The 19,531-nt window shown below is 36.1% G+C and carries 17 protein-coding genes and 1 pseudogene; 4 read left to right on the plus strand and 14 right to left on the minus strand.

The window, feature by feature from the left end; translation table 11 throughout:
- Window positions 1–338: 338 nt before the first annotated feature.
- A complete protein-coding gene (locus tag AAA915_RS07855) occupies window positions 339–896 on the plus strand; it encodes a hypothetical protein (protein WP_338201273.1) in 558 nt (185 codons plus the stop codon).
- A gap of 194 nt (window positions 897–1,090) precedes the next feature.
- Here AAA915_RS07855 and AAA915_RS07860 read toward each other — a convergent pair whose 3' ends face one another.
- From AAA915_RS07860 to AAA915_RS07875, 4 genes are all read right to left on the minus strand, one after another.
- Complete coding sequence (locus AAA915_RS07860; RefSeq protein WP_420915121.1) at window positions 1,091–1,246, minus strand: IS3 family transposase; 156 nt, start codon at window positions 1,244–1,246, stop codon at window positions 1,091–1,093.
- A 273-nt stretch (window positions 1,247–1,519) separates the two neighbouring features.
- On the minus strand, window positions 1,520–2,686 hold the full coding sequence (locus tag AAA915_RS07865; RefSeq protein ID WP_338201275.1) for a MalY/PatB family protein: 1,167 nt from the start codon (window positions 2,684–2,686) through the stop codon (window positions 1,520–1,522).
- Window positions 2,687–2,691: 5 nt separating this feature from the next.
- Window positions 2,692–3,582 (minus strand): DUF3737 family protein, encoded by an 891-nt coding sequence (locus AAA915_RS07870; protein WP_338201277.1) that lies wholly within the window; start codon window positions 3,580–3,582, stop codon window positions 2,692–2,694.
- A gap of 438 nt (window positions 3,583–4,020) precedes the next feature.
- On the minus strand, window positions 4,021–5,136 hold the full coding sequence (locus AAA915_RS07875; RefSeq protein ID WP_338201278.1) for a glycoside hydrolase family 172 protein: 1,116 nt from the start codon (window positions 5,134–5,136) through the stop codon (window positions 4,021–4,023).
- A 319-nt stretch (window positions 5,137–5,455) separates the two neighbouring features.
- Between AAA915_RS07875 and AAA915_RS07880 the strand changes: the two are divergent.
- Window positions 5,456–5,725 (plus strand): annotated as a pseudogene (locus AAA915_RS07880) (substrate-binding domain-containing protein); the annotation flags it as partial.
- A 57-nt stretch (window positions 5,726–5,782) separates the two neighbouring features.
- Here the strand turns inward: AAA915_RS07880 and AAA915_RS07885 are convergent.
- Window positions 5,783–6,532 carry a sulfite exporter TauE/SafE family protein gene (locus AAA915_RS07885; RefSeq protein ID WP_338201280.1) on the minus strand — a complete coding sequence of 250 codons (750 nt, stop codon included), beginning with the start codon at window positions 6,530–6,532 and terminating at the stop codon, window positions 5,783–5,785.
- 100 nt (window positions 6,533–6,632) lie between these two features.
- Between AAA915_RS07885 and AAA915_RS07890 the strand changes: the two genes are divergently transcribed.
- Entirely contained in the window at window positions 6,633–7,190 is a 558-nt protein-coding gene (locus tag AAA915_RS07890; RefSeq protein WP_174794618.1) for a TetR/AcrR family transcriptional regulator, read from the plus strand.
- Window positions 7,191–7,278: 88 nt separating this feature from the next.
- Here the strand turns inward: AAA915_RS07890 and AAA915_RS07895 are convergent, their stop codons facing one another.
- The 5 genes from AAA915_RS07895 to AAA915_RS07915 all read right to left on the minus strand — a co-directional run bounded on the left by AAA915_RS07895 (window position 7,279) and on the right by AAA915_RS07915 (window position 15,608).
- Window positions 7,279–8,301, minus strand: coding sequence for a branched-chain amino acid aminotransferase (locus tag AAA915_RS07895; RefSeq protein WP_338201283.1), 1,023 nt, complete (start codon window positions 8,299–8,301; stop codon window positions 7,279–7,281).
- A 307-nt stretch (window positions 8,302–8,608) separates the two neighbouring features.
- Window positions 8,609–10,705 (minus strand): ATP-dependent Clp protease ATP-binding subunit, encoded by a 2,097-nt coding sequence (locus AAA915_RS07900; RefSeq protein ID WP_338201285.1) that lies wholly within the window; start codon window positions 10,703–10,705, stop codon window positions 8,609–8,611.
- Window positions 10,706–10,910: 205 nt separating this feature from the next.
- Window positions 10,911–13,442 carry an AAA family ATPase gene (locus AAA915_RS07905; RefSeq protein ID WP_338201287.1) on the minus strand — a complete coding sequence of 844 codons (2,532 nt, stop codon included), beginning with the start codon at window positions 13,440–13,442 and terminating at the stop codon, window positions 10,911–10,913.
- On the minus strand, window positions 13,442–14,308 hold the full coding sequence (locus AAA915_RS07910; protein ID WP_338201289.1) for an alpha/beta hydrolase: 867 nt from the start codon (window positions 14,306–14,308) through the stop codon (window positions 13,442–13,444). Before AAA915_RS07910 ends, AAA915_RS07905 begins: the two co-directional genes overlap by 1 nt.
- Window positions 14,309–14,312: 4 nt before the next feature.
- The gene (locus tag AAA915_RS07915) at window positions 14,313–15,608 is read right to left on the minus strand and encodes a PTS sugar transporter subunit IIC (RefSeq protein ID WP_338201291.1); all 1,296 of its coding nucleotides are present in this window, start codon (window positions 15,606–15,608) and stop codon (window positions 14,313–14,315) included.
- Window positions 15,609–15,756: 148 nt separating this feature from the next.
- On the opposite strand from AAA915_RS07915, the gene AAA915_RS07920 reads away from it, so the two are divergent.
- On the plus strand, window positions 15,757–15,990 hold the full coding sequence (locus AAA915_RS07920) for a hypothetical protein (RefSeq protein WP_174794613.1): 234 nt from the start codon (window positions 15,757–15,759) through the stop codon (window positions 15,988–15,990).
- Between the two features lie 66 nt (window positions 15,991–16,056).
- Here the strand turns inward: AAA915_RS07920 and AAA915_RS07925 are convergent, their stop codons facing one another.
- The 4 genes from AAA915_RS07925 to dltC all read right to left on the minus strand — a co-directional run bounded on the left by AAA915_RS07925 (window position 16,057) and on the right by dltC (window position 19,514).
- On the minus strand, window positions 16,057–16,764 hold the full coding sequence (locus AAA915_RS07925) for a DUF975 family protein (protein ID WP_338201294.1): 708 nt from the start codon (window positions 16,762–16,764) through the stop codon (window positions 16,057–16,059).
- 236 nt (window positions 16,765–17,000) lie between these two features.
- Window positions 17,001–17,975 (minus strand): serine hydrolase domain-containing protein, encoded by a 975-nt coding sequence (locus AAA915_RS07930; RefSeq protein WP_338201296.1) that lies wholly within the window; start codon window positions 17,973–17,975, stop codon window positions 17,001–17,003.
- Window positions 17,975–19,282 (minus strand): D-alanyl-lipoteichoic acid biosynthesis protein DltD, encoded by a 1,308-nt coding sequence (gene dltD, locus AAA915_RS07935; protein ID WP_338201298.1) that lies wholly within the window; start codon window positions 19,280–19,282, stop codon window positions 17,975–17,977. Before dltD ends, AAA915_RS07930 begins: the two co-directional genes overlap by 1 nt.
- Window positions 19,275–19,514 carry a D-alanine--poly(phosphoribitol) ligase subunit DltC gene (gene dltC, locus AAA915_RS07940; protein WP_046325719.1) on the minus strand — a complete coding sequence of 80 codons (240 nt, stop codon included), beginning with the start codon at window positions 19,512–19,514 and terminating at the stop codon, window positions 19,275–19,277. The genes dltD and dltC overlap by 8 nt, the downstream gene beginning before the upstream one ends.
- Between the last annotated feature and the right edge of the window lie 17 nt (window positions 19,515–19,531).

Below are 19,531 nucleotides of genomic sequence, written 5' to 3' on the forward strand. Positions count from 1 at the left end.
TTTATTTAAAGCAATATAAACCAGGTGCAATAATTTACCTTTAGTGTCATTATTGCACTTTTTCTTTGCCAGCTAATATTTCTCCTGACTATTTTTACGCTCATCCATGCTCTGCTTTTTGATAGCTTCATTGGAAAAAGTGAGTTTGCGGTCAATTACTTTTATTAATTTATCCAGCTTTATCATTTATGCAATGATTCTTTTAAATTATGAACCTTGTCTCTATCATCAAGTCACCCGTAATAATGTTTCACATGAAAAAAGGAAATTTTAATTTAAGCATATAAAGATTGTATAATTTCCAACCTTGCTATAATTAGGAAAAGGAAGTATATCTTATGCATATTAAAAATCAGTTAGTAAATTGGCAAAAAAGTATATTGCCAACAAAAATGACACAGAAATTATTCAGCCAATTTAATCAAAAAATTGCACAGATACCAGAATTATGGGAAAGAATTAATTCAAATAATTATTCATGGAATTTATCTGGACTACAACAAATTCAAAATTTATTGCAGGTTTGCGCTAAGCATAATAAACATATTGCAGAACAACTAAAACAATTATCCACAGAAGCAAATGATCAATTAGTCTCTGTCTTTAAAAATAGCACCTTTTTAAAAATTCTTGCTCAGAAAATGCAACTATCACCACAAACAACAAAAAAGATTCAAACTTTATTAGATAAGTTCACAAGTAGTAATGGCAAAATTTCTCCGGGTAAACTTTTGATCATAGTTCTGTTTATTGCAATGGGCGCTCAACTACCGCTAATTTTTGAGGACTCGGTTAATTTCAAAGGCATCATATTAGCTGTCTCAACTATTCTTGACTACATCACCACTGCCATTCAACTTGCTCAGCACTTTCAAAAAAATAAATCTAAAAATTAATTTTTTACAACTTAAAAACGACAAATAAAACGGTTGTTTCAATAAACAATATATAAATAATCAATTAAATATTTGTATATTTAGCAAATTAATTATATAAATTAAGAGTCATGGTAAATTTGTGATGTGAACCCTAAAATTGGGACACTTTATTAATTACTAATTGAGGACTAACTTCTGATATTCAATCGGAGTTAGTCTTTTAGTTTGATTTCTATTCTTTTCTGATTGTAATACTCAATGTAGTCTCTGATTGCATCTTCTAGTTCAGTGAAATTTTTAAACTGCTTCTCAAAGCCAAAAAACTTTTCTCGTTTGAATATTCCGAAGAAGCTTTCCACTAACATCATCAAGGGAATCGACCTTACGTGCTATTAACTGTGACTTAATGCAATGACATCAAAGCCGCTTACTTAAATTCTAATTTAATTAATATTGGTTTTGGCAACATTTCCCGGGAAATACCACTGACTCAACTATATAATCTGCCATATTTATTACCTTTTTGTTTTTAAGTTTCACATGAAACATTAATTTCGGTTTATAACACTAATTAGCTTTTTTGATTACTTTCTAATCAAAAAACGACTATGCTAATTGCCATAGTCGTCTTTTTAACAAATTTAAGCAGAATATTCTGTCAGTCCTGTCTTTAACCTTTCTAAGCCATCTTTAACCATTGTTAACGGGCAAGCAAGGTTCATGCGTAAAAAGTTGTGACCGTTACCGCGATAAATACTCCCCGGTGATAAAACCAGACCTGTTTTCTTTTCTAAGTAGTCAGCTAATTCTTGCGAGTCGGTACTAATCCGTTCAACATCAAGCCAAATTAAATATGTTGCCTTGCCTGAGACCACTTTTACTTGGGGAAGATTATTGCTGATAAATTCTTGAGCATATCTAAAATTAACATTTAGCTGCTTAATCAATGCTTGCAGCCAATCATGACCATGTTCATACGCAGCAATTGTTCCCGGAATAGCCAACAAATTAGGTTCTGCTACTTCGTCACTATTGAGACCGCGATTAACCATAGCACGCAAGTTATTATTCGGTACGATAGCAGTTGCTGCATGTAAAGCTGCAACGTTAAAGGTCTTACTTGGCGAAACCAAGGAAATGACGTTGTCACGTGCAGGCCCATTTACTGAAAAGGCAGGAGTATAATCTGGCCCTTTGCGTATCAGATCACCATGAATTTCATCAGACAAAAGTACCACATGATGTTTAAAGCATAAATCAGCAATTTTTTGAACTTCTTCTTGAGTCCATACCTTTCCTACAGGATTATGCGGATTACAAAAAATCATTAGTGTCGTCAGAGGTAATGCTAATTTTTGTTCCAAGTCTTCCCAATTAATCTTATAATTTGAGCCATCAAACTGCAGATTATTACTTAAAACGTGTCGACCGTTATTTTCAATTGAATTATAAAAAACATTGTAAACAGGTGCTTGCACTAAAACATTGTCACCAATGTGAGAGATTCGACGCACAACTGAAGAAATTGCTGGTACTACACCCGTAGTAAAAATCAGCCATTCCTGCTCTGGCCGATGACCGTGCTCTTTTTCATACCAATCTGCGACAGCATTAAAATAATCATTTTCAGGCCACTCATAGCCAAAAACACCGAGACTAATTTTTCCTTTCATTGCAGCAATAATTTCCGGTGCGGTTTTAAAGTCCATGTCGGCAATTGACATTGGTAAGTCGCCTTTTTTAACATGCCACTTGACTGAGTCCGTCGTACTTCTATCCGGTGCATTAACAAAATCATATTTATTCATTATATTTAATCCCCTGGTTTCTGATTTTCATCTGAATAATCAATTTTCTCATCAATTTTAGCACAGATAATTTCCGTTTTAGCGGGAGTAATTTTTTGTGGATCTAGAATCAATTTACCAATTGCAGGAGCAGAAATTCTGCCGGAAATTGGATTCTTGACACTATCAATCTTACTTGAAACCGTAGCATCGATATCAGAAACATATTCAAAAGCTAAGTCTGTGTGAATTAAACTAGTATTTTTTAGTTCCAAATGGTCAATGTAATTAAGTCCTTGATTACTTTCAATCTGACAATTAATGAACTTAATATTGTGGCTATTCCATGCTAAATATTCCCCATCAATTGTTGAGTCATAAACACTAACATTTTTGCAATTCCAAAAGGCATCTTTAGAAACAAAAGTAGAATTATGTACTTCAACATTTTGAGCACCATCAAAAACATAGTTGCCAACCACACTGACGTGGTCAAGATAAATATTTTGACTATCTTTGCCAAAATAATCACCGTTAATTTGACTATTGGTAATGCGAATGTCCTTGCATGTCCACATTGTCTCTTCAGCATTTGCAAAATGAACATGGTCTAAATTTATTTTTTCTGCTCTTCTAAATAGCTTTGGTGCTTGTAAAGCCGAATTTTTAATCGCAATATTTTTGGTATACCAGATACCACTACGAGCCATAGTTTCAAAAACAGTATTATCGACAGTGATGTCATTGTCATACCACAAAGGATATTTCCACTTAAAAACAGAGTCTTTAATGCTAATTTTACTGGCTTCCTTTAGTGGTGACTCACCCTCTCCAAAAGTTATTCCTTCCAGCTGTGCATCTTTTAGTCCAAAAAGAATTCTTTCACCTGCAAAAAAATGATTTTTGATAATGCTCATTCTGATCTCTTTTCTTTGATATAATTGGTGGGCTTTAATTTTTCATTATTAAAATAATCAAATTGCCTTATTTTATTATCCACTGAAAAGTATTCAACTTAAAATACCAATTAATTAGGTCTTACTATTACAAAAAGTTATACTAAATTACTTTTCAATTATATAAATATTTTACCATTCTGCTAAAAGCTTACTGTATATTTTTTAAAAGCATGAAGGACTTTTTAAATAATTATTTTACTGTAGCTAAAGATAGGCCATCTAATACGAAAACCATTAAATATAGTAAAATTGTATACTATTTATAAAACATGATGTTTTCAAATAGATGTAGAGTACAATGAAGAAACCAGAAATTTTGGCTGTTACCTGTGCTCAAAAAAACGTGGTTCTATTATCGTAGCAGAATCACGTTTTTAATTTATCATTTATAAATACCTAGCGTGGCACCCTTTCCGGTTGGGGAGCAATAGCTGGTAAATCACTTGCTTTTTCTGCTGAGTACCAATAAGCAACGGCAGCAACATCATCTGAACGCTCAAACAATTGAATATCATTATTACCGATTTGCTGGACAGTTACCTTTAAATCGTGTTTAAACCGAATTGGATCTAATAAGTGAAAGCGATATAACCCATGCATTGGCAAAGCATCATTGCCAAATGCGTGTAAAGGCATTAACTCACCATTATTAAATTCATCCCGAGTATGATCTACCTTTGACATAAATGGATATCCCATAAAAGGCCTTTGAAAAGTTTGGGCATATGTCTTACCATTTTTGTCTTTTTGATGAAATGCCCAAGCTCCACCAAAATAATCTTCAGTACCTGTAGAAGTAACTGTTGGGTAATTGGTATCGCCATCAATATAAAATTTGAATTCTCCTTCACCCCACCAATAACGTTGTAAAGCACAGACTTCAAAATAGACTCCTACAAAATGTCCAGGACCTTTTATAGAAGGTAAAATTACAAAATCATTTTGTTTTTGAGTATATTCTTGTCTATTCCAAGCAGCGTGAAAGTATGCGGCATCTTCGGGCACATCTTTGATAACATAATCAATACCATAAAAGAAACCGTCAATATCACCTGGATGTTCGTTTGTGATTGTAATTTTAGCGGATTTTCTAAACGGCATTGGAAAATAAGTGTTAAAGCCACCTGTTGGGTTAACAGTAATTAAAGCAGAATTAATTTCACACCGTTCACCAAAACCATTGCAGAAAAAATCACCAATAGGAACTTCAACTGCCGGCTTGTCTGCTCCGTCCCAATACATTCTCAAAACTACATCCCGCAGTACAAAACTACCTGCTGGTGTTGCATCAGCAATTGTCATCCAAATATGTCTAATTTCTCCTGCAGAATGAATATCAGCTATGGTTACAGTTTTTCCTTGAGGTAATTTAATGGAGCCATTGCCTTTGCGGCTGGGACCCAAGTCACTGGCACTCATTGCGGCTTTTCCCTTAGCGCCAGATAAATTTTCAGGTGATATTGTCCGATTTTCTTCATTTAAGTTAATTCGAGTTAAATCTGAAATGTTCATTTTAATTCTCCTTATTAGTCATTTTTATTTGGTTATAAATTTTATCAAGATTATAAAAGTACATTACTACAATTGATAATACAATCATAGCTATCGGTAACAAAATAAAGTTAGCCTTAATGGCAAAGATTGCTTTACCGGATTGAACATGATGCGGTACATATTGGCTCCAACTTAGTAAAATATTAACTAAAGGCAGTGTTACAACTAAAAATGAGAAAAGTCATTCTAGTCGTTGACATATTAGTTCTTTCAACCATATCTTTAGTCAGATTACTAAGTTTGACGATATCGTAATCTTTACTATTATGAAGAAACTGTTTATCAGTTACTTTTTAAGCTAAAAAATTATTCGGTTAAAATTCCTGAAGAATTACAATTAATTGGTTATGATGGTTTTCAAATGATGCCAAGCATTACACCCAGTCTTTCTTCAATAGTCCAGCCTGTTAAAGAAATCGCTCGATTAGCAGTCGATAACTTAATTAAATTAATTTTGCATAGCCGTGAAGTCGACAACATCGTTGTTCCCATAGCCTTTCGAGCTGCTCAAACAACTAAAAACATACAGCAAAATGAATTAATTTAAAAAGCACCAGTATTAGTTGAAATACTAGTGCTTTTAAACATTTTAAGTAGTTAATAGCTAAAGCAATGACTTAGCCCCTAATAATATAAGCAAAATACCAATTGTGGGTTTCATGTAACGAGTAATTTTAGTTTTGGCTAAAATCTGGGCCAGTCTGGGTGCAGTTATTGCACCTAATATGGCACCAATCATTAAGGGCAAGCCAGCAGACCAGTCTACCCGACCGTCAGCAATATGAAAAATCACGCCCGTAATGGTCATAAAAACTAAAACGTAAGTTGAAGTTGCAGTAGCTTGAAAATCTTGTAATCCTAACAAAAATAAGCCACCGATGATAACAGCGCCACCGCTCATGCCGGCTACGCCAACCATTAAACCCCCTAAAATACCATAAATTCCAGCTTCCATTCTGGCAAACTGCGTTTTCTTAACTGTTTCAGCGGTTTGCACTTTTTTCTTAAATAACATGTTAATGCCAAGCACTATTAGGACAATTCCTATTAGCCATTTATAAATTTTAGCGGGAATAAATTTTGATAGTAATGCGCCTATTATCACAGCAGGGATTGCCGTCATTAACATTTGATTACCTATTTTAGTATTTATTTGTCTTTGATGATAATAGCTAATTGCACCGATAATTAATGAAGGTAAAGCAGTCACTAATGAAGTTGAAGAAGCTGCTGCTGCATTTAAGCCAAACAAACCGGTCAAAATTGCCAAATAAATGGCTGCACCGCCACCACCAAAAAGAATAACAAAAGTTCCTATTACTAACCCTATTACTCCCAATAAAAAAATCTTCATGATGCTTAAACCCCTTCAGTTTTGCCCTATCTTGTGTTATAGTTACAATATGTAATTTTAATTTACAAATTGTAAAAGTCAAGCAAATAGGAAATTTAGTATGCCACGTCAAATTTTATCCAAAGAATTAATTATAAAAACCAGCATTAAATTAATTGAAAATAAAAAAGAAAATAATTTTGCAACGATCGCCAGAGAACTTGGTATTCAATCACAGGCTTTATATAATTACTTTCCCAATCAGTTAGCACTAAATTATGCTATAGTTGCTTGGTTAATTAATTTAATGACAGATCAGCTGCGACGAAATTTATTTGGTAAAGCCGGCATGACAGCAATTATTGATTTTGCAATGGAATTTCGCCAAATAGCTCTTAACCATTTTCATTTAACACAATTTGTTTTAAAAATGCCGCGGACCAATATGTATCCTGAAACTACTGCAGCTTTTAATGATCTAAAATCTATTTTTAATCAAATGATAGCAACAGAGTTTACTGACCCCAAAAGGCAACTACTAGCAAGCAGATGTATCAGAGATTTGGCAATAGGAGATATTGTCAATGTCGGAACAGGTTGGTTTGCGGATAAATCGTTACCTGCCGATAAAAGCTTTCGCAAATTGCTGAAGCAAAGTCTATACAAGATTGAAGAATAAAGATTCTTATAATTAAACTTTTACTTCAATACTATAGCAATAAAAAAGCGAGGCCTGAGCCTCGCTTTTGTGTTCCCGATATTTAAACTTATTCTACTGTTTGGACCCAGCCCTTTGGGCCTTTTTTATTACCGTACTGAATATCAACTAATTCATTGTAAAGCTTAGTTGTTACCGGGCCAGTTTCTGTTTCACTGTAGATAACGTGTTTTTCACCCTTGTAGGTAATTGAACCTACGGGGGAAATTACAGCAGCTGTACCCATAGCACCAGCTTCTTTCATGTTGAAAGCTTCTTCCAAAGTGATTTGACGTTCGACCGGGTTTAGGCCTTGCCACTTAGCGACTTCCAAAAGTGAGCGCTTGGTAATAGAAACCAAAATCGATTGTGATTTTGGTGTGACAAATTGACCTTCTTGGGTAATGCCGTAGAAGTTAGCACCACCAAATTCATCAATATATTTATGTTCACGTGGATCCAAGTAAAGACAATCGGCAAAGCCGTTCTTGTGTGCTTCAACGGATGGAAGCAAGCTACTGGCATAGTTACCTGATGTCTTTGCTTGACCAGTACCAGCATAAGCGGCACGGTCGTATTCACTAACAATGTAATCTGCAGGGTTCAATCCTTTAATATATGCACCAACTGGAACCGCAAAAATGCGGAAAGTATATTCGCTGGCTGCTTCGACACCTAAAACTTTAGATGTCCCCACCATAAGTGGCCGTAAATACAGGGTCGCACCACTGTCGTATGGTGGTACAAACTCTTCGTTAGCCTTAACAACTTGTTTTACTGCATCAACAAACCTATCTTCAGGGAAAGGCGGCATGGCTAACCGCTTCGCTGAAAGAGTAAAGCGGTGTGCGTTTTGATCAGGTCTAAACAGGTTGATTTTACCGTCTTTTCTACGATAAGCCTTTAAGCCCTCAAAAATTTCCTGACCATAATGCAGGACTTCTGCACCTTCAGAAAATGTCATGGTTGAATCTTCAGTCAGTTTTCCTTCCTGCCATTCACCATCTTTATATTTTGCCTCATAGCGATAAGGCAGATCTCGATACTTAAATCCCAGATTTTTCCAATCTAGGTCTTCTACTCGTTGTTTCATTTGAACTGTCCCCTATAAAAACTACATAAGCTAAAAATTTCTCTTTAGCTTTTAATATTAATTTAATTGTTAACTAATTTAAACTAATTTCTTTTTATTGTCAATAGTAAAACTTTTCTATCTTCCAATAAAATAATATGAATTTCTAATAATAAAACAAAAATGTATTTTTGTATGTGCATCTAGTTTCACGTGAAACTAATATATATACAAAAAAAGAGTCATCTCTTCATTGTGATATGACTCCCCAAATTTAACTTATTTCAGGGTTTATATCACTTTCGGAGGATGACTCTCGTTTTTAAAATTAGTCTTGTTTTACGTTATCTTTAGTTTCAGTATTTTGTTTTGCCGAAATATCCAAAACTGCGGCATCATTTAGGTAAACATGTTTATCATCTGCTGTAAACCTAACTGTCTTAGTGTCAGGCTCTTTCATCAATAATTTGGCAATTGGCGTTTCTAAATCTTGTTCAACGACTCTACGTAGAGGTCTTGCACCAAATTTCTTATCATAGCCTTTGTCTGCTAAGTAGGCTTTAGCTTCATTAGAGACTTCAACCTTAACACCTTTTTTAGCCAAAACATGTGCCATTTTATTCAAATAGATATCAATAATCTTATTCATATCATCTTTGGTCAATGAATTAAACGGGACAATAGCATCAAGTCTATTCAAAAATTCTGGTCTGAAGTAGGCCTCAAGAGCTTTAATCAGCTTATCATGATCAACTTTGCCGTCTTTTAATAATTGGTCAGAGTAGCCTGCATTAGAAGTCATGATTAAAATTGTGTCCTTAAAGGAAACCGTTCTGCCCTGAGCATCAGTTAAGCGACCATCGTCCATGATCTGAAGCAAGGCATTAAATACTTGTGGGTTAGCTTTTTCAATTTCATCAAACAAAATCAAACTGTATGGTTGATGACGAACTTTTTCAGTTAATTGGCCACCTTCACCATAACCAACATAACCAGGTGCCGAACCAATCAATTTATTAACCGCCATCTGATCTTGATATTCAGACATATCCAGTCTAATAAGATGATTTTCACCACCAAATAGTTGAATGGCTAATTGTTTAGCTAATTCCGTCTTACCTACGCCAGTAGATCCTGTTAGCAAGAATGTACCAGTAGGACGATCATTGTCTTTGAAAACTTGTTTACGGGCAATAGCATCTGTAATAACGTCAACAGCATTATCCTGATCAATAACTACTTTCTTTAATTTCTCAGCCAAGTCAAGATTCTTTTGTCCTTCACTTGCATGCAATTCACTCATTGGAATCTTAGTCTTAGCTTCGATTAAAGCGTAGATATCTTCATCAGTAACATGAGGAGTGGCAGCGTCATCCACATGACTAGCCTTATCACGCAAGTCTTCAATTTGCTTTTTCAACTCGCTTGCTCTACTATAATCTTCTTTTTTGGCAGCTGCTTCTTTCTCACTTTCAAGCTTTTTAATCCGTTTCTTTAAAGTTGCTTCGTCGCTTGGAATTGTATCAAGACCCTTTTTAGCACCTGCCTCATCCATTAAGTCAATGGCCTTGTCAGGCAAATAGCGTCCCTGAATATAACGTTGCGATAATTCAACTGCGAGTTTCAAAGCACTGTCATTATATTTTACGTGATGGAAAGACTCATATTTATCTTTTAATCCTTCCAAGATTTTAACGGTAACTTCAGCTGATGGTTCAGGAACCTGTACCGGTTGGAATCTACGTGCTAGTGCCGCATCATTTTCAATTCTGCGGTACTCACTTGTAGTCGTTGCACCAATTAAGTTTAAATCGCCACTAGCTAAAGCCGGTTTTAAAATATTAGCGGCATCACCGTTATTATTTTCAGAATCAGTAGAACCCGCACCAACTATATTATGTAATTCATCAATAAATAAAATAATGTTCGGATTCTTTTTTGCTTCGTCAATCACTTTCTTAAGGCGTTCTTCAAAACTGCCACGCAAGCTTGATCCTGCAACCATATCATTAATATTAATTGCAATAATATGCTTGTCCTTCATTTTATCAGGAACATCGCCTGCAGCAATCTTTTGTGCCAAACCTTCTACAATGGCTGTTTTACCAACCCCGGCAGGTCCAATTAATACAGGATTATTCTTCTTGCGCCGACTTAAAATTTCAATTACTTCTTGAATTTGTTCGTCACGCCCAATTACAGGATCATACTTATTCTTCTTAGCTTGCTCAACCAGATCAACACCAATTGGCTTTTGACCTTGTTTTTGTCCCACTTGTCCACCTTGATTCAAGTCTTGTGGAGAAATATTCATACTACTAGAGTAATGAATAGGAATAGCACCACCGTTGTCGTTAGTATTGTTGAAGAATGAATTGTTTAATTCGTTAAATAAATCGTCAAAATCGTTATCAAAATATGCCATATGCAAACACCCCTTTGATAGGTTATAAATTTGTAATTAGCACTCGCTGCGTTCGACTGCTAATTGCTTACATATAATATTATAGCAGGTTATCCACAGAAAGCAATAATTATGATTAACTTTTCCACAGATTTCCCGTTTTTTCCACAAAAGAAAAAAGCCTTGCTATAAAAGCACTAATGCTCTTTTTAAAGACTTTTCACTGCTATTTTTGATACAATTTAAATTGTTTTTGCAAATATTTACCAGTTAAACTATTAGATTTTTGCGAGATATCCACAGGTGTGCCACTTGCAATAATTTTCCCGCCTTGCATCCCACCTTTTGGTCCCATATCAATCATATAATCACTGTTAGCCATAATATCTAAATCGTGTGTGATTGTAATAATAGTTCCTTTTTGCTCAAGTAATCTTTGAAAAACATGCAAAAGAGTTCTGACATCTTGTGGATGTAGGCCAACGGTCGGTTCATCAAAAACAAATAATGTCCCTTTCTGTCTTTGATGGATATGACTGGTTAGTTTCAAGCGCTGTGCTTCTCCTCCAGACAAAGCTGGGGTAGATTCTCCCAAGTGTAGATATCCTAGACCCATATCATGCAAAGTTGTAATTGTTTTATTGATTTTTGGTTCGTTCTTAAAAAGTTTTTTGTCCAGCGCATCATCAACGGAATAATTTAAGACATCCGCAATACTTAAGTTATGCCATTTTACTTGTAAAACATCTTGGTTAAAACGGTGACCGCCACATACAGAGCATGTTTCAACCATGTCCGGTAGATATTGGATGTCAAGTGAAATGACACCGGTTCCGTTACATGCCGGACAGGCACCCTCTTTGTTATTGTAAGAAAAATGAGATGCGCGATATTTTAACTTTTTTGCTAATGGTTGTTTGGCAAAGAGTTTACGCAAATTATCCATAATATCAGTATAAGTTGCAACAGTTGACCTTTGATTTTTACCAACAGGTGTAGAGTCAACACTAATTACATTTTTAATAACATCATTCTTTAAATTTTTTACCCAATCAGGACCATTTTTAAGATTTTTTTGTGCTTTAAGTGCAGGAATGAGGGAATCAAGAATTAGGGTAGTCTTACCAGCACCAGAAAAGCCGGTAACAGAAGTTAAGCGATTAAGAGGAATTTGAGCATGAATATTCTTCAAGTTAAAGCGTTCGGTAACATCAAACTCAACTTTGCCATGTTTAAAAATTTGGTCAGCTTTTGCCTTGTGACGAACTAAAAGTGGTGCCTTACCAGTTAAGTAAGGACCAATCAGAGACTGCTCACTTTGCTCGATCTCACTGGGTATTCCCTGGGAAATAATCTCACCACCCCGGCTGCCTGAACCTGGACCAATTTCAATCACCCAATCAGCTGCCTTAATGATTGCAGTTTCATGATCAACTACAACTAAAGAGTTTCCTTGATTAACCAGTTCATGAAATATATCAATAAGTCCGGCCACATTATCAGGGTGCAAACCAACAGATGGTTCATCTAAGACGTAAAGCACACCAGTGGTTTCCGTACGCAAAGTTCTACCAAGCTGAATTCGTTGCAGTTCCCCAGTAGATAAACTGTCAGCCTGTCTATCTAGGCTCAGATAGTCTAGGCCTAATTTTAGCAGGGGCTTGACTTGATGCATCAATTCACCGGTTAAATTTTCTGCCAATTCTTGCATATCTTGTGGCAGGGAAGCTAAAATCTCACCCATATAATGGTTCAGTTCACCTAAAGTTAGCTGTTCAGCTTCAACAATATTTTTTCCAGCAACTAACTGCTGCCAGCGACTGGGATCAATGCGATAGCCTTGGCAGCGGGGACAGGTACTGAACTTATAAAAAGAGTTAATTCTTTGCAAGCCACGTTCGGATTTTGTAGTTTTGCGTGAATTAGCCACGGCATTATAAGCATTCTCATATAATGCATCTAAATGATATACGCGACCAGTGGAAGTTGGCAAATCAATCGGAACTTTACGCTCTTTTCCATGAAGTACAATTTCTTTTTCTTTAGCATTCAGCTCTTTATATGGAATATCAGTCCGTACCCCCAATTCCCGGGCAATACGCCACATCCAATTTCGTCCAGGAATTTGCCAAGTTGCCACTGCTCCATTTTCAAGAGATAAATTCTCATCTGCAATGATTTTACTATCATCAATTTTTTCAACTGTTCCCAATCCCTGGCATTTTTGACACGCACCATCAGAATTAAATGCAAAGTCTTCTGCACTAAAAGCATAAAATTGTATCCCGCATGTAGGACAAGTTAATCGCCCCATTGCTTCTCCAGTTAGATCCATGGCTTCAGCTATTTTAATGGTTGCTGGTACCCGGTGACCGTTTGGGCATACAGGTGAACCTAAACGGGAAAAAATCAACCGTAAGATGTTAAAAACTTCTGTTACTGTTCCTACCGTGGAACGAACTCCAGGCACAGCCGGCCTTTGCCTTAAAGCCAGTGCTGAAGGAATATGTTTCACTTCATCAACCTGTGCACGACCAACTTGACTAATACGTCTTCTGGTATAGGCTGCCAAAGAATCAAGATAGCGTCTTGCGCCCTCTGAGTACAAGATTCCCATCGCTAAGCTTGATTTGCCAGAACCACTTAATCCCGATATCGCTACAAATTTATGTAGGGGAATATCAACGTTGATGTTTTTTAAGTTATTCACCCTACCACCAATTACTTCAATTTTGGTCGGCTGTTTTTGATATTTCATTAATGCTTGCCCTTTCTTTTAGCCGGTTTTAACGGCTTTTCTGGCTTCTTTAATAAGTACTGCCGAATTGCCTGAATTACTTGCTTGTTCTGCGGCAAATCAGAGTGGTCTGCCTTTTCACCCGTAACTGTTATTGCAGTATAGTTTTTTACTTGTTTTTGAAAAATAAATTTACCTGCAGCTACACTTGATTCAGGTACAATACCATCAGATTCGTAGTTTTTACCACCAGAAAGAGAATAAACTTTTAGATTGGTTGGCAATGCTGAACGCTTTTTAATAAAATCAGCCAGCATTTGCGTTCTGTTATTAATGTTATTTTCAGTAAAATTATATGGTGTACCTAAAGTCATTAATTTCTTTATTTTGATATCGTTTGAATACTCAGAATAATAGTGTTCCAGCCAGTAAGTCCAAATTAAACCGCCGTTAGAATGACCAAACGCCTTAAAATTATTGAACTTATAATTTTGAATTAACGACTCAAATGCTACATTCAGCCACTCAGCTTGTTTTTTAATATTGGAATAGCCGTCTTTATTGTTATCAAATCCAATAATAATGAAGGGTTCTAGGTCATTTTTACCTATAGAGCCACTATAAGTTAATTTTGCTTCACGTGAAACTCTAATTTTTATTACACTATGCCGGTTAAGTGTCGTTTTATTAAGTTCATCAATTAACTGGTTAAAGCGCTCGGTAGTAGCACTTGAACCCGGAACCATAATTACAGGTGAAAGAAGCGATTTACTGAGTTCTGCTCGTGATTTATTATCTTTTTTCATCCAAAAAAAGCTGGGGACAGCAAGCATAATGATAATAATAATAACCAGGATTAACCATTTATAGTTAGGATTTTTATGCATTTTACTATTCCATCTCCTGATTTTTAATTCTTAATTCTATCTTTTCATTAATCTTAATTACAGGTAGTAATAAAAAGATATCCAATAAAAATAACAATAGTGTAAAGAACAGCGTCGCCCAGCTACCGTTGGTGCCAAAAAAGGAAACCAATAATCCCGGAGTCCCTTTTAAATTCTGGTAAACGCAAACTGGAATAATGTGTAAACTAATAACTGCTACTGCTATTGTCATATTAATAAGAGGAATTAAAACACTAGGTAATATAAAAACAGGATTTAAAATTAAAGGTAAGCCAACTGCAAATCCCAAGCTTGAACCAAAAGCAGCAGGCAACAAGTTAATTTTAGCATTTATTTCGTTTTCCCTGTTATCTCTTCTGATAAGTAGTAACACAATAACAGCCAAAACAACGCTCGCACCGCCCATTATGCCGTAACTGTTAATAAGTGAGCTGCCTAGGTATTTATACGGCACATTCCAAGAATTACCGTGTTTTAATGTATATGTTAAATTTTCTGCAGTAAAGGCGTTATTTACCATTCCTGTTAGAGAACGCAATGGGTACCCAATTCCAAGCCAATCCAAAAAAGTAATTACGGTTGTCAATAACAGCACCTCGCCAAAGTTATTAGTAGTCTGGACCCTGCTGACAATTTCATTAAAACTGGCGGAATTAAGTAATTTAAGCTGTAATTCATAAATTAAAATGCCTAAAAAAACACCTAATAATAATGAAACAGCGCTGGGTAAAACGGCATCCCCTGCTCTTTTTTGAATTACTTTTGTGCCCTCATATTCAACGTAAGAAAAGTCTTTCCCTAATAAATGAAATATTTGGCCCACACAGTATCCTACAATTAAGGCAATAAAAACTGCATTAATTTGTAACAAACTGGCTGTAAAAGGCATACGAGCATTACGGCCACTACTGGAAGCATATGAACAAAAAAGCATTATTAAGACTGCTGTTAGACCTGCCATGGTTGAATCCTTATGGTAAAGGCGTGCGGTGTAACGAGCCATAAAATAACTAGCATAGACTCCAAATACGCCAAAAGTAATTTCTACCATTCCTCGGCACACAAAAGAGCCACCATACCAAATGTGATCTGATAGAACTTTATCCAAATTGAAAATATTATAGATTAATCCGTTAGGTGTAAAGATCAAATCACCTAAAAGCTTAAAATAGGAGCCAACTACAGCAATTGGCATTAACATTGCCATAGTTCGTCTTGTTGCACGAAAAAAAGAAAATTCCTGCAGACGAGCTATAAAATTGATAGTAAATTTTGTCATTATTTCAAACCTTATTTTTAATTATTATATTTAAAAGAAAATAATACTCTAATTTTTTAATGCGAGCCATTTTTATCACCCATTATCTTTTTTATTATTAGTTATGAATAAAATGGTATAATGAAATTGTATTTTAAGAGGCGAGAACATGAGCAGAAAGAAAATCGAATTAACTGAAAAAGTGGCAAAACTAACAGATAAATATTTAGAAACTACTGATACAGAATTTAATGACCTAATCAATAAGGCATTAAAACTATATTTATTAGATCACTTAAGTTCCAGCCAAATCAAAGATGCGCTTAAAAAAACCGACAATTTCAATTCTGCGTATGCGGGAAAATGGTTTCAGGAAAGTATTGAGGATTTAAATAAATACTAAACTTTCTTAAAACAAAACTAAAAGAGCAAGACAGCTATTGCCTTGCTCTTTTAGTTTGTTACCAATTTACTTTTTTAAATAACGATCTCCGGCCAATTGACGGTAAAAATTAGCTTTAGTTGTTTGTTCATAAGGAATCAGCCAAATAAACCCAATACCTAAAGTAATAAGACATAATAGATACCAGCCAATAAAGCTTAAATTAAGTACGAACAATTCCCACTTATGACCAGCCATCAGCTGACGGCTTGCAGTAATTGCTGTTGTGGCATGTACCTCTTGTCCACTTTCCACCAAATCATTAACAATATATGGCGTCATAGCATAAGAATAGGATTTAATTAACCCGGGAATGAATAATAATAAAGTCCATAAAAATTGAAAAATAGAGCTAAAAAGAAAATTTAGAAATTCTGGAATAAAACGGCCATCAGTAAAAGTAGAAAAAATTCCCTTAAAAAAGCTTAACCTTTCTCCGCGAGCAAAATGCAAAAATGTTATCACCATGCTCAACATGAAAAAACTACCAATAAAAGTTAAACCATTATCAGGTCCTATTTGTCCTGCCCAAAATGCAGGCTTAAACAGTGAATCAATTGAGCCAGTTCCCATGACATCATTTACATTATTCGCAGTCTTAAGTGAACCATTTACTGCTGGTGCAGCAAAAAAGAAACCGACAAATAGTGTCATTACGATACCAATACTAATAGCCCAGCCCCAGTTATGACGAAGCCGATTTCTAGCTTCTAGTTTCAGTTCTGCTCTGTTCATAACTAATCTCCTTATCTAGTATATACTAATTACATTTTACTCTCGAATAATGGTATGTAGCAAAGAAAAGACAAAAAAAGCCTAGTTCCACCAACATCGGAACTAAGCTCACACAGTGTTTGTGTCACCACTACTGACCACATATAGAAATTTACATTTTCGCTACCGGAGAAAATGATTACTTCCCTATGGCGACACAACAGAATTTTAGCATGCAATTAACCAAAAAACAAGTTTTAGCCAATTATATTTGCACTGTAAGCCTTACGGCCAAGCAGTTCCAACATAATTTGATTTATTTGCCCTTTTAGTCGACCAAATCGACCTTCACGAGTTTTATTAGACTGAATAATCAGAATGGTTTTGGCATTATTAGTGCTACGCATGAAAGTATAATAGCCCTGTCCGGCTCCATTAGCCGTTTTGGTTTTCAGCTTAATATTGTTATAAAAGCCACCATTATAATAGGCCGGAGGGGCCGCTTGGTAAAGCAATTTGCGGCTCCTGCGGGTTAGTAAACTACCAGTCAGCAGATATCGTATTACTTTAGCCAAATCATGATTTGACATTACTACTGAGCCAGCACCTAACTCACTATGAGCATCCCTTAGGGCTGCTTTATGCTTAACTACATCATAGCGGCCTTTGCGATAAATCATACCCGGTACCAAATGACTGGCAATAATTTTGCCCGGCTTTGACCACAAAAATTCTGTTTGTTTCAACTTTAATGGTCTGACATAGGTGTCCTGGAATAACTGCTCATAGCTTTGGCCCGTTATTTTACTCATAATACCGCACAAGTAAACATAATTTAGCGAGCTATAGTGCCACTTATTTAACAAGGCGGGCTCAAAAACAGTGTTAACCGCATCATGTTGGATATTATCATTATCCGAAACAAAATGCTTTTGTCCCAGTCTTGCCCCTGGTTTAAGATCAAGACCAGCGGTCATTGCCAGCAGGTTTTTCAGCTTAACCTTCTTCGCTCCAGCAATTTGCGGATAAAATTTACTTAATTTATCCTGCAAACTTAACTTGCCCTCTTGCACTAGGTGCATGATAATTGCGGCAGTCATGGATTTTTGTACTGAATTAATTAGATAACTAGTGTCAGTGTTATTGCCTAAAGCATAGTTAAGCATTATCTTGTCATTTTTAATGACTAGAATTGAGCCCTTTATTCTGAGAGCATCAATTTGCTGGCGCACTATTTTCCTTTTAAAGATTCTTTTGAAGTGCCGTTTACCGGATTTTCATTTGTTAAACTAATCTGGTACGGCTTTTTTTGCCACTTTTTACTATAAAAATAGTTATGAATATTATAGTTATGCGGTACATTAGCTTGCGCCATAAACGGCTTTACTGCCCGGTCGACTGCTACCCAGCCGCGCCAACCTAGGTGAATCGTATCTTCCATGAAGTACTGTTCACCGCCGCGCTTAGACAAATCGGTGACGTTATCAAAGCCCTGACTGGCCAGCTGATACTTAATCTTGGAAACGGCCTTTTGATACATTTCCTGCGATAAGCCCGTATAATTAGACCACTTTTCATTGATCGGCGGGATAATGAATAACACATTGGTATGTTGCTTGGCAAACTGGTGCAACATCAGTTCAAAATCACTGTATTCTACTGATTTAGTGTAGTTAAAGTGCCGTTGACTGCCCTTCAATTTAACCAATAAACGTTTATTCAAGCGCCGCTTAAAAAAGCGGTTATTAATACCAAAGCTATTAGAATTAGTGTTAAGTTCAGCCTGCTCACTTGCTACCCGGTCTAAGGCCTTGACTGAATAAGTAGCCGGCAAAAGTTTAGCCTGCTTATTGATCTTTTTGATGCGGTCTCGTAATTGAAAGGTACTAAAGAACTTGTCTTCATTGTTAAGTATGCGCCGCTGGTTCTCCAAGTAGAAACGTTGAAACCCGGTCAGCTGCTCTCCTCGGGCAGCTCTTCTCATTCCCAGTTTAATAACGCCTTTCACTTCCGGCATCTGCAAGAAACGTTTAGCCGCATAGCGGTTAGTTATACTGGTTTTCTTGCTGTTTAAGAGAAAATTGCAGGCCTGCAGCGGTGAATAATACAAGGCAAAAGCATCTGGATTTTGCCCCTTCTTGGTAAACCATTGCGGTGAAACAATCACCACGGCTTTTTTACCCTTAAGCTGTTTTGACGTGCCCTGCATCTCTAAAAAATGTGCCAAAGACTGGCTACCCGGGCCACCTAACAAAAACGGCCGGTAATCGCGGTGATATTTTTGCGCAATTACACTCGGGTGCAGGGGATCAAGTCGTGACAGTTCACTTGACCCGTAAAAAGGCACGTAGTCATCTTTAAAGGCATCCTGTTTCATCAAAGAGCCTTTAAAAATGGTCGTGGTCTGGGAATTAGCTGCTTGATAAATGGCACCTTGCGAAAATGTCCGCTCCCACGGCATTAAAAAGATAACCAGTAACAAGATGGCGGCGCAGAGCACTGGGCCAAATATCTGCCACAGCCGGCGTTTGTTACTCATTTTCTAAATTTTCCACCTTTGCCACAATTTTATTAGGCGTATCCCATTCGTTTCTATCAAATTCAGAAACTGGTACATCAATTTGAAATTTTTCCTGTAAATTTAATAGCATTTGGACACTAGCCATTGAATCCATTAAGCCGTTGGCAAAAATATTTTCATCCATTCTGTCTGCTAAATCTTCACCAGTTAAATCTTGTAAAATTGCTAAAACTTCTTTTTTGGTATCCATTGTAAAAAACTCCTTAG

It is taken from the genome of Lactobacillus rizhaonensis (assembly GCF_036246345.1).
Classification (GTDB): Bacteria; Bacillota; Bacilli; order Lactobacillales; family Lactobacillaceae; genus Lactobacillus; species Lactobacillus rizhaonensis.

What these genes read in the sequence shown, in the direction of transcription:
- AAA915_RS07915 (WP_338201291.1), bottom strand. Translation starts at nt 15,608, where the DNA reads ATGACAAAATTTACTATCAATTTTATAGCTCGTCTGCAGGAATTTTCT.
- AAA915_RS07920 (WP_174794613.1), top strand. Translation starts at nt 15,757, where the DNA reads ATGAGCAGAAAGAAAATCGAATTAACTGAAAAAGTGGCAAAACTAACA.
- AAA915_RS07855 (WP_338201273.1), top strand. Translation starts at nt 339, where the DNA reads ATGCATATTAAAAATCAGTTAGTAAATTGGCAAAAAAGTATATTGCCA.
- AAA915_RS07865 (WP_338201275.1), bottom strand. Translation starts at nt 2,686, where the DNA reads ATGAATAAATATGATTTTGTTAATGCACCGGATAGAAGTACGACGGAC.
- dltD (WP_338201298.1), bottom strand. Translation starts at nt 19,282, where the DNA reads ATGAGTAACAAACGCCGGCTGTGGCAGATATTTGGCCCAGTGCTCTGC.
- AAA915_RS07875 (WP_338201278.1), bottom strand. Translation starts at nt 5,136, where the DNA reads ATGAACATTTCAGATTTAACTCGAATTAACTTAAATGAAGAAAATCGG.
- AAA915_RS07870 (WP_338201277.1), bottom strand. Translation starts at nt 3,582, where the DNA reads ATGAGCATTATCAAAAATCATTTTTTTGCAGGTGAAAGAATTCTTTTT.
- AAA915_RS07925 (WP_338201294.1), bottom strand. Translation starts at nt 16,764, where the DNA reads ATGAACAGAGCAGAACTGAAACTAGAAGCTAGAAATCGGCTTCGTCAT.
- AAA915_RS07905 (WP_338201287.1), bottom strand. Translation starts at nt 13,442, where the DNA reads ATGAAATATCAAAAACAGCCGACCAAAATTGAAGTAATTGGTGGTAGG.
- AAA915_RS07860 (WP_420915121.1), bottom strand. Translation starts at nt 1,246, where the DNA reads ATGATGTTAGTGGAAAGCTTCTTCGGAATATTCAAACGAGAAAAGTTT.
- AAA915_RS07900 (WP_338201285.1), bottom strand. Translation starts at nt 10,705, where the DNA reads ATGGCATATTTTGATAACGATTTTGACGATTTATTTAACGAATTAAAC.
- AAA915_RS07890 (WP_174794618.1), top strand. Translation starts at nt 6,633, where the DNA reads ATGCCACGTCAAATTTTATCCAAAGAATTAATTATAAAAACCAGCATT.
- AAA915_RS07885 (WP_338201280.1), bottom strand. Translation starts at nt 6,532, where the DNA reads ATGAAGATTTTTTTATTGGGAGTAATAGGGTTAGTAATAGGAACTTTT.
- dltC (WP_046325719.1), bottom strand. Translation starts at nt 19,514, where the DNA reads ATGGATACCAAAAAAGAAGTTTTAGCAATTTTACAAGATTTAACTGGT.
- AAA915_RS07895 (WP_338201283.1), bottom strand. Translation starts at nt 8,301, where the DNA reads ATGAAACAACGAGTAGAAGACCTAGATTGGAAAAATCTGGGATTTAAG.
- AAA915_RS07910 (WP_338201289.1), bottom strand. Translation starts at nt 14,308, where the DNA reads ATGCATAAAAATCCTAACTATAAATGGTTAATCCTGGTTATTATTATT.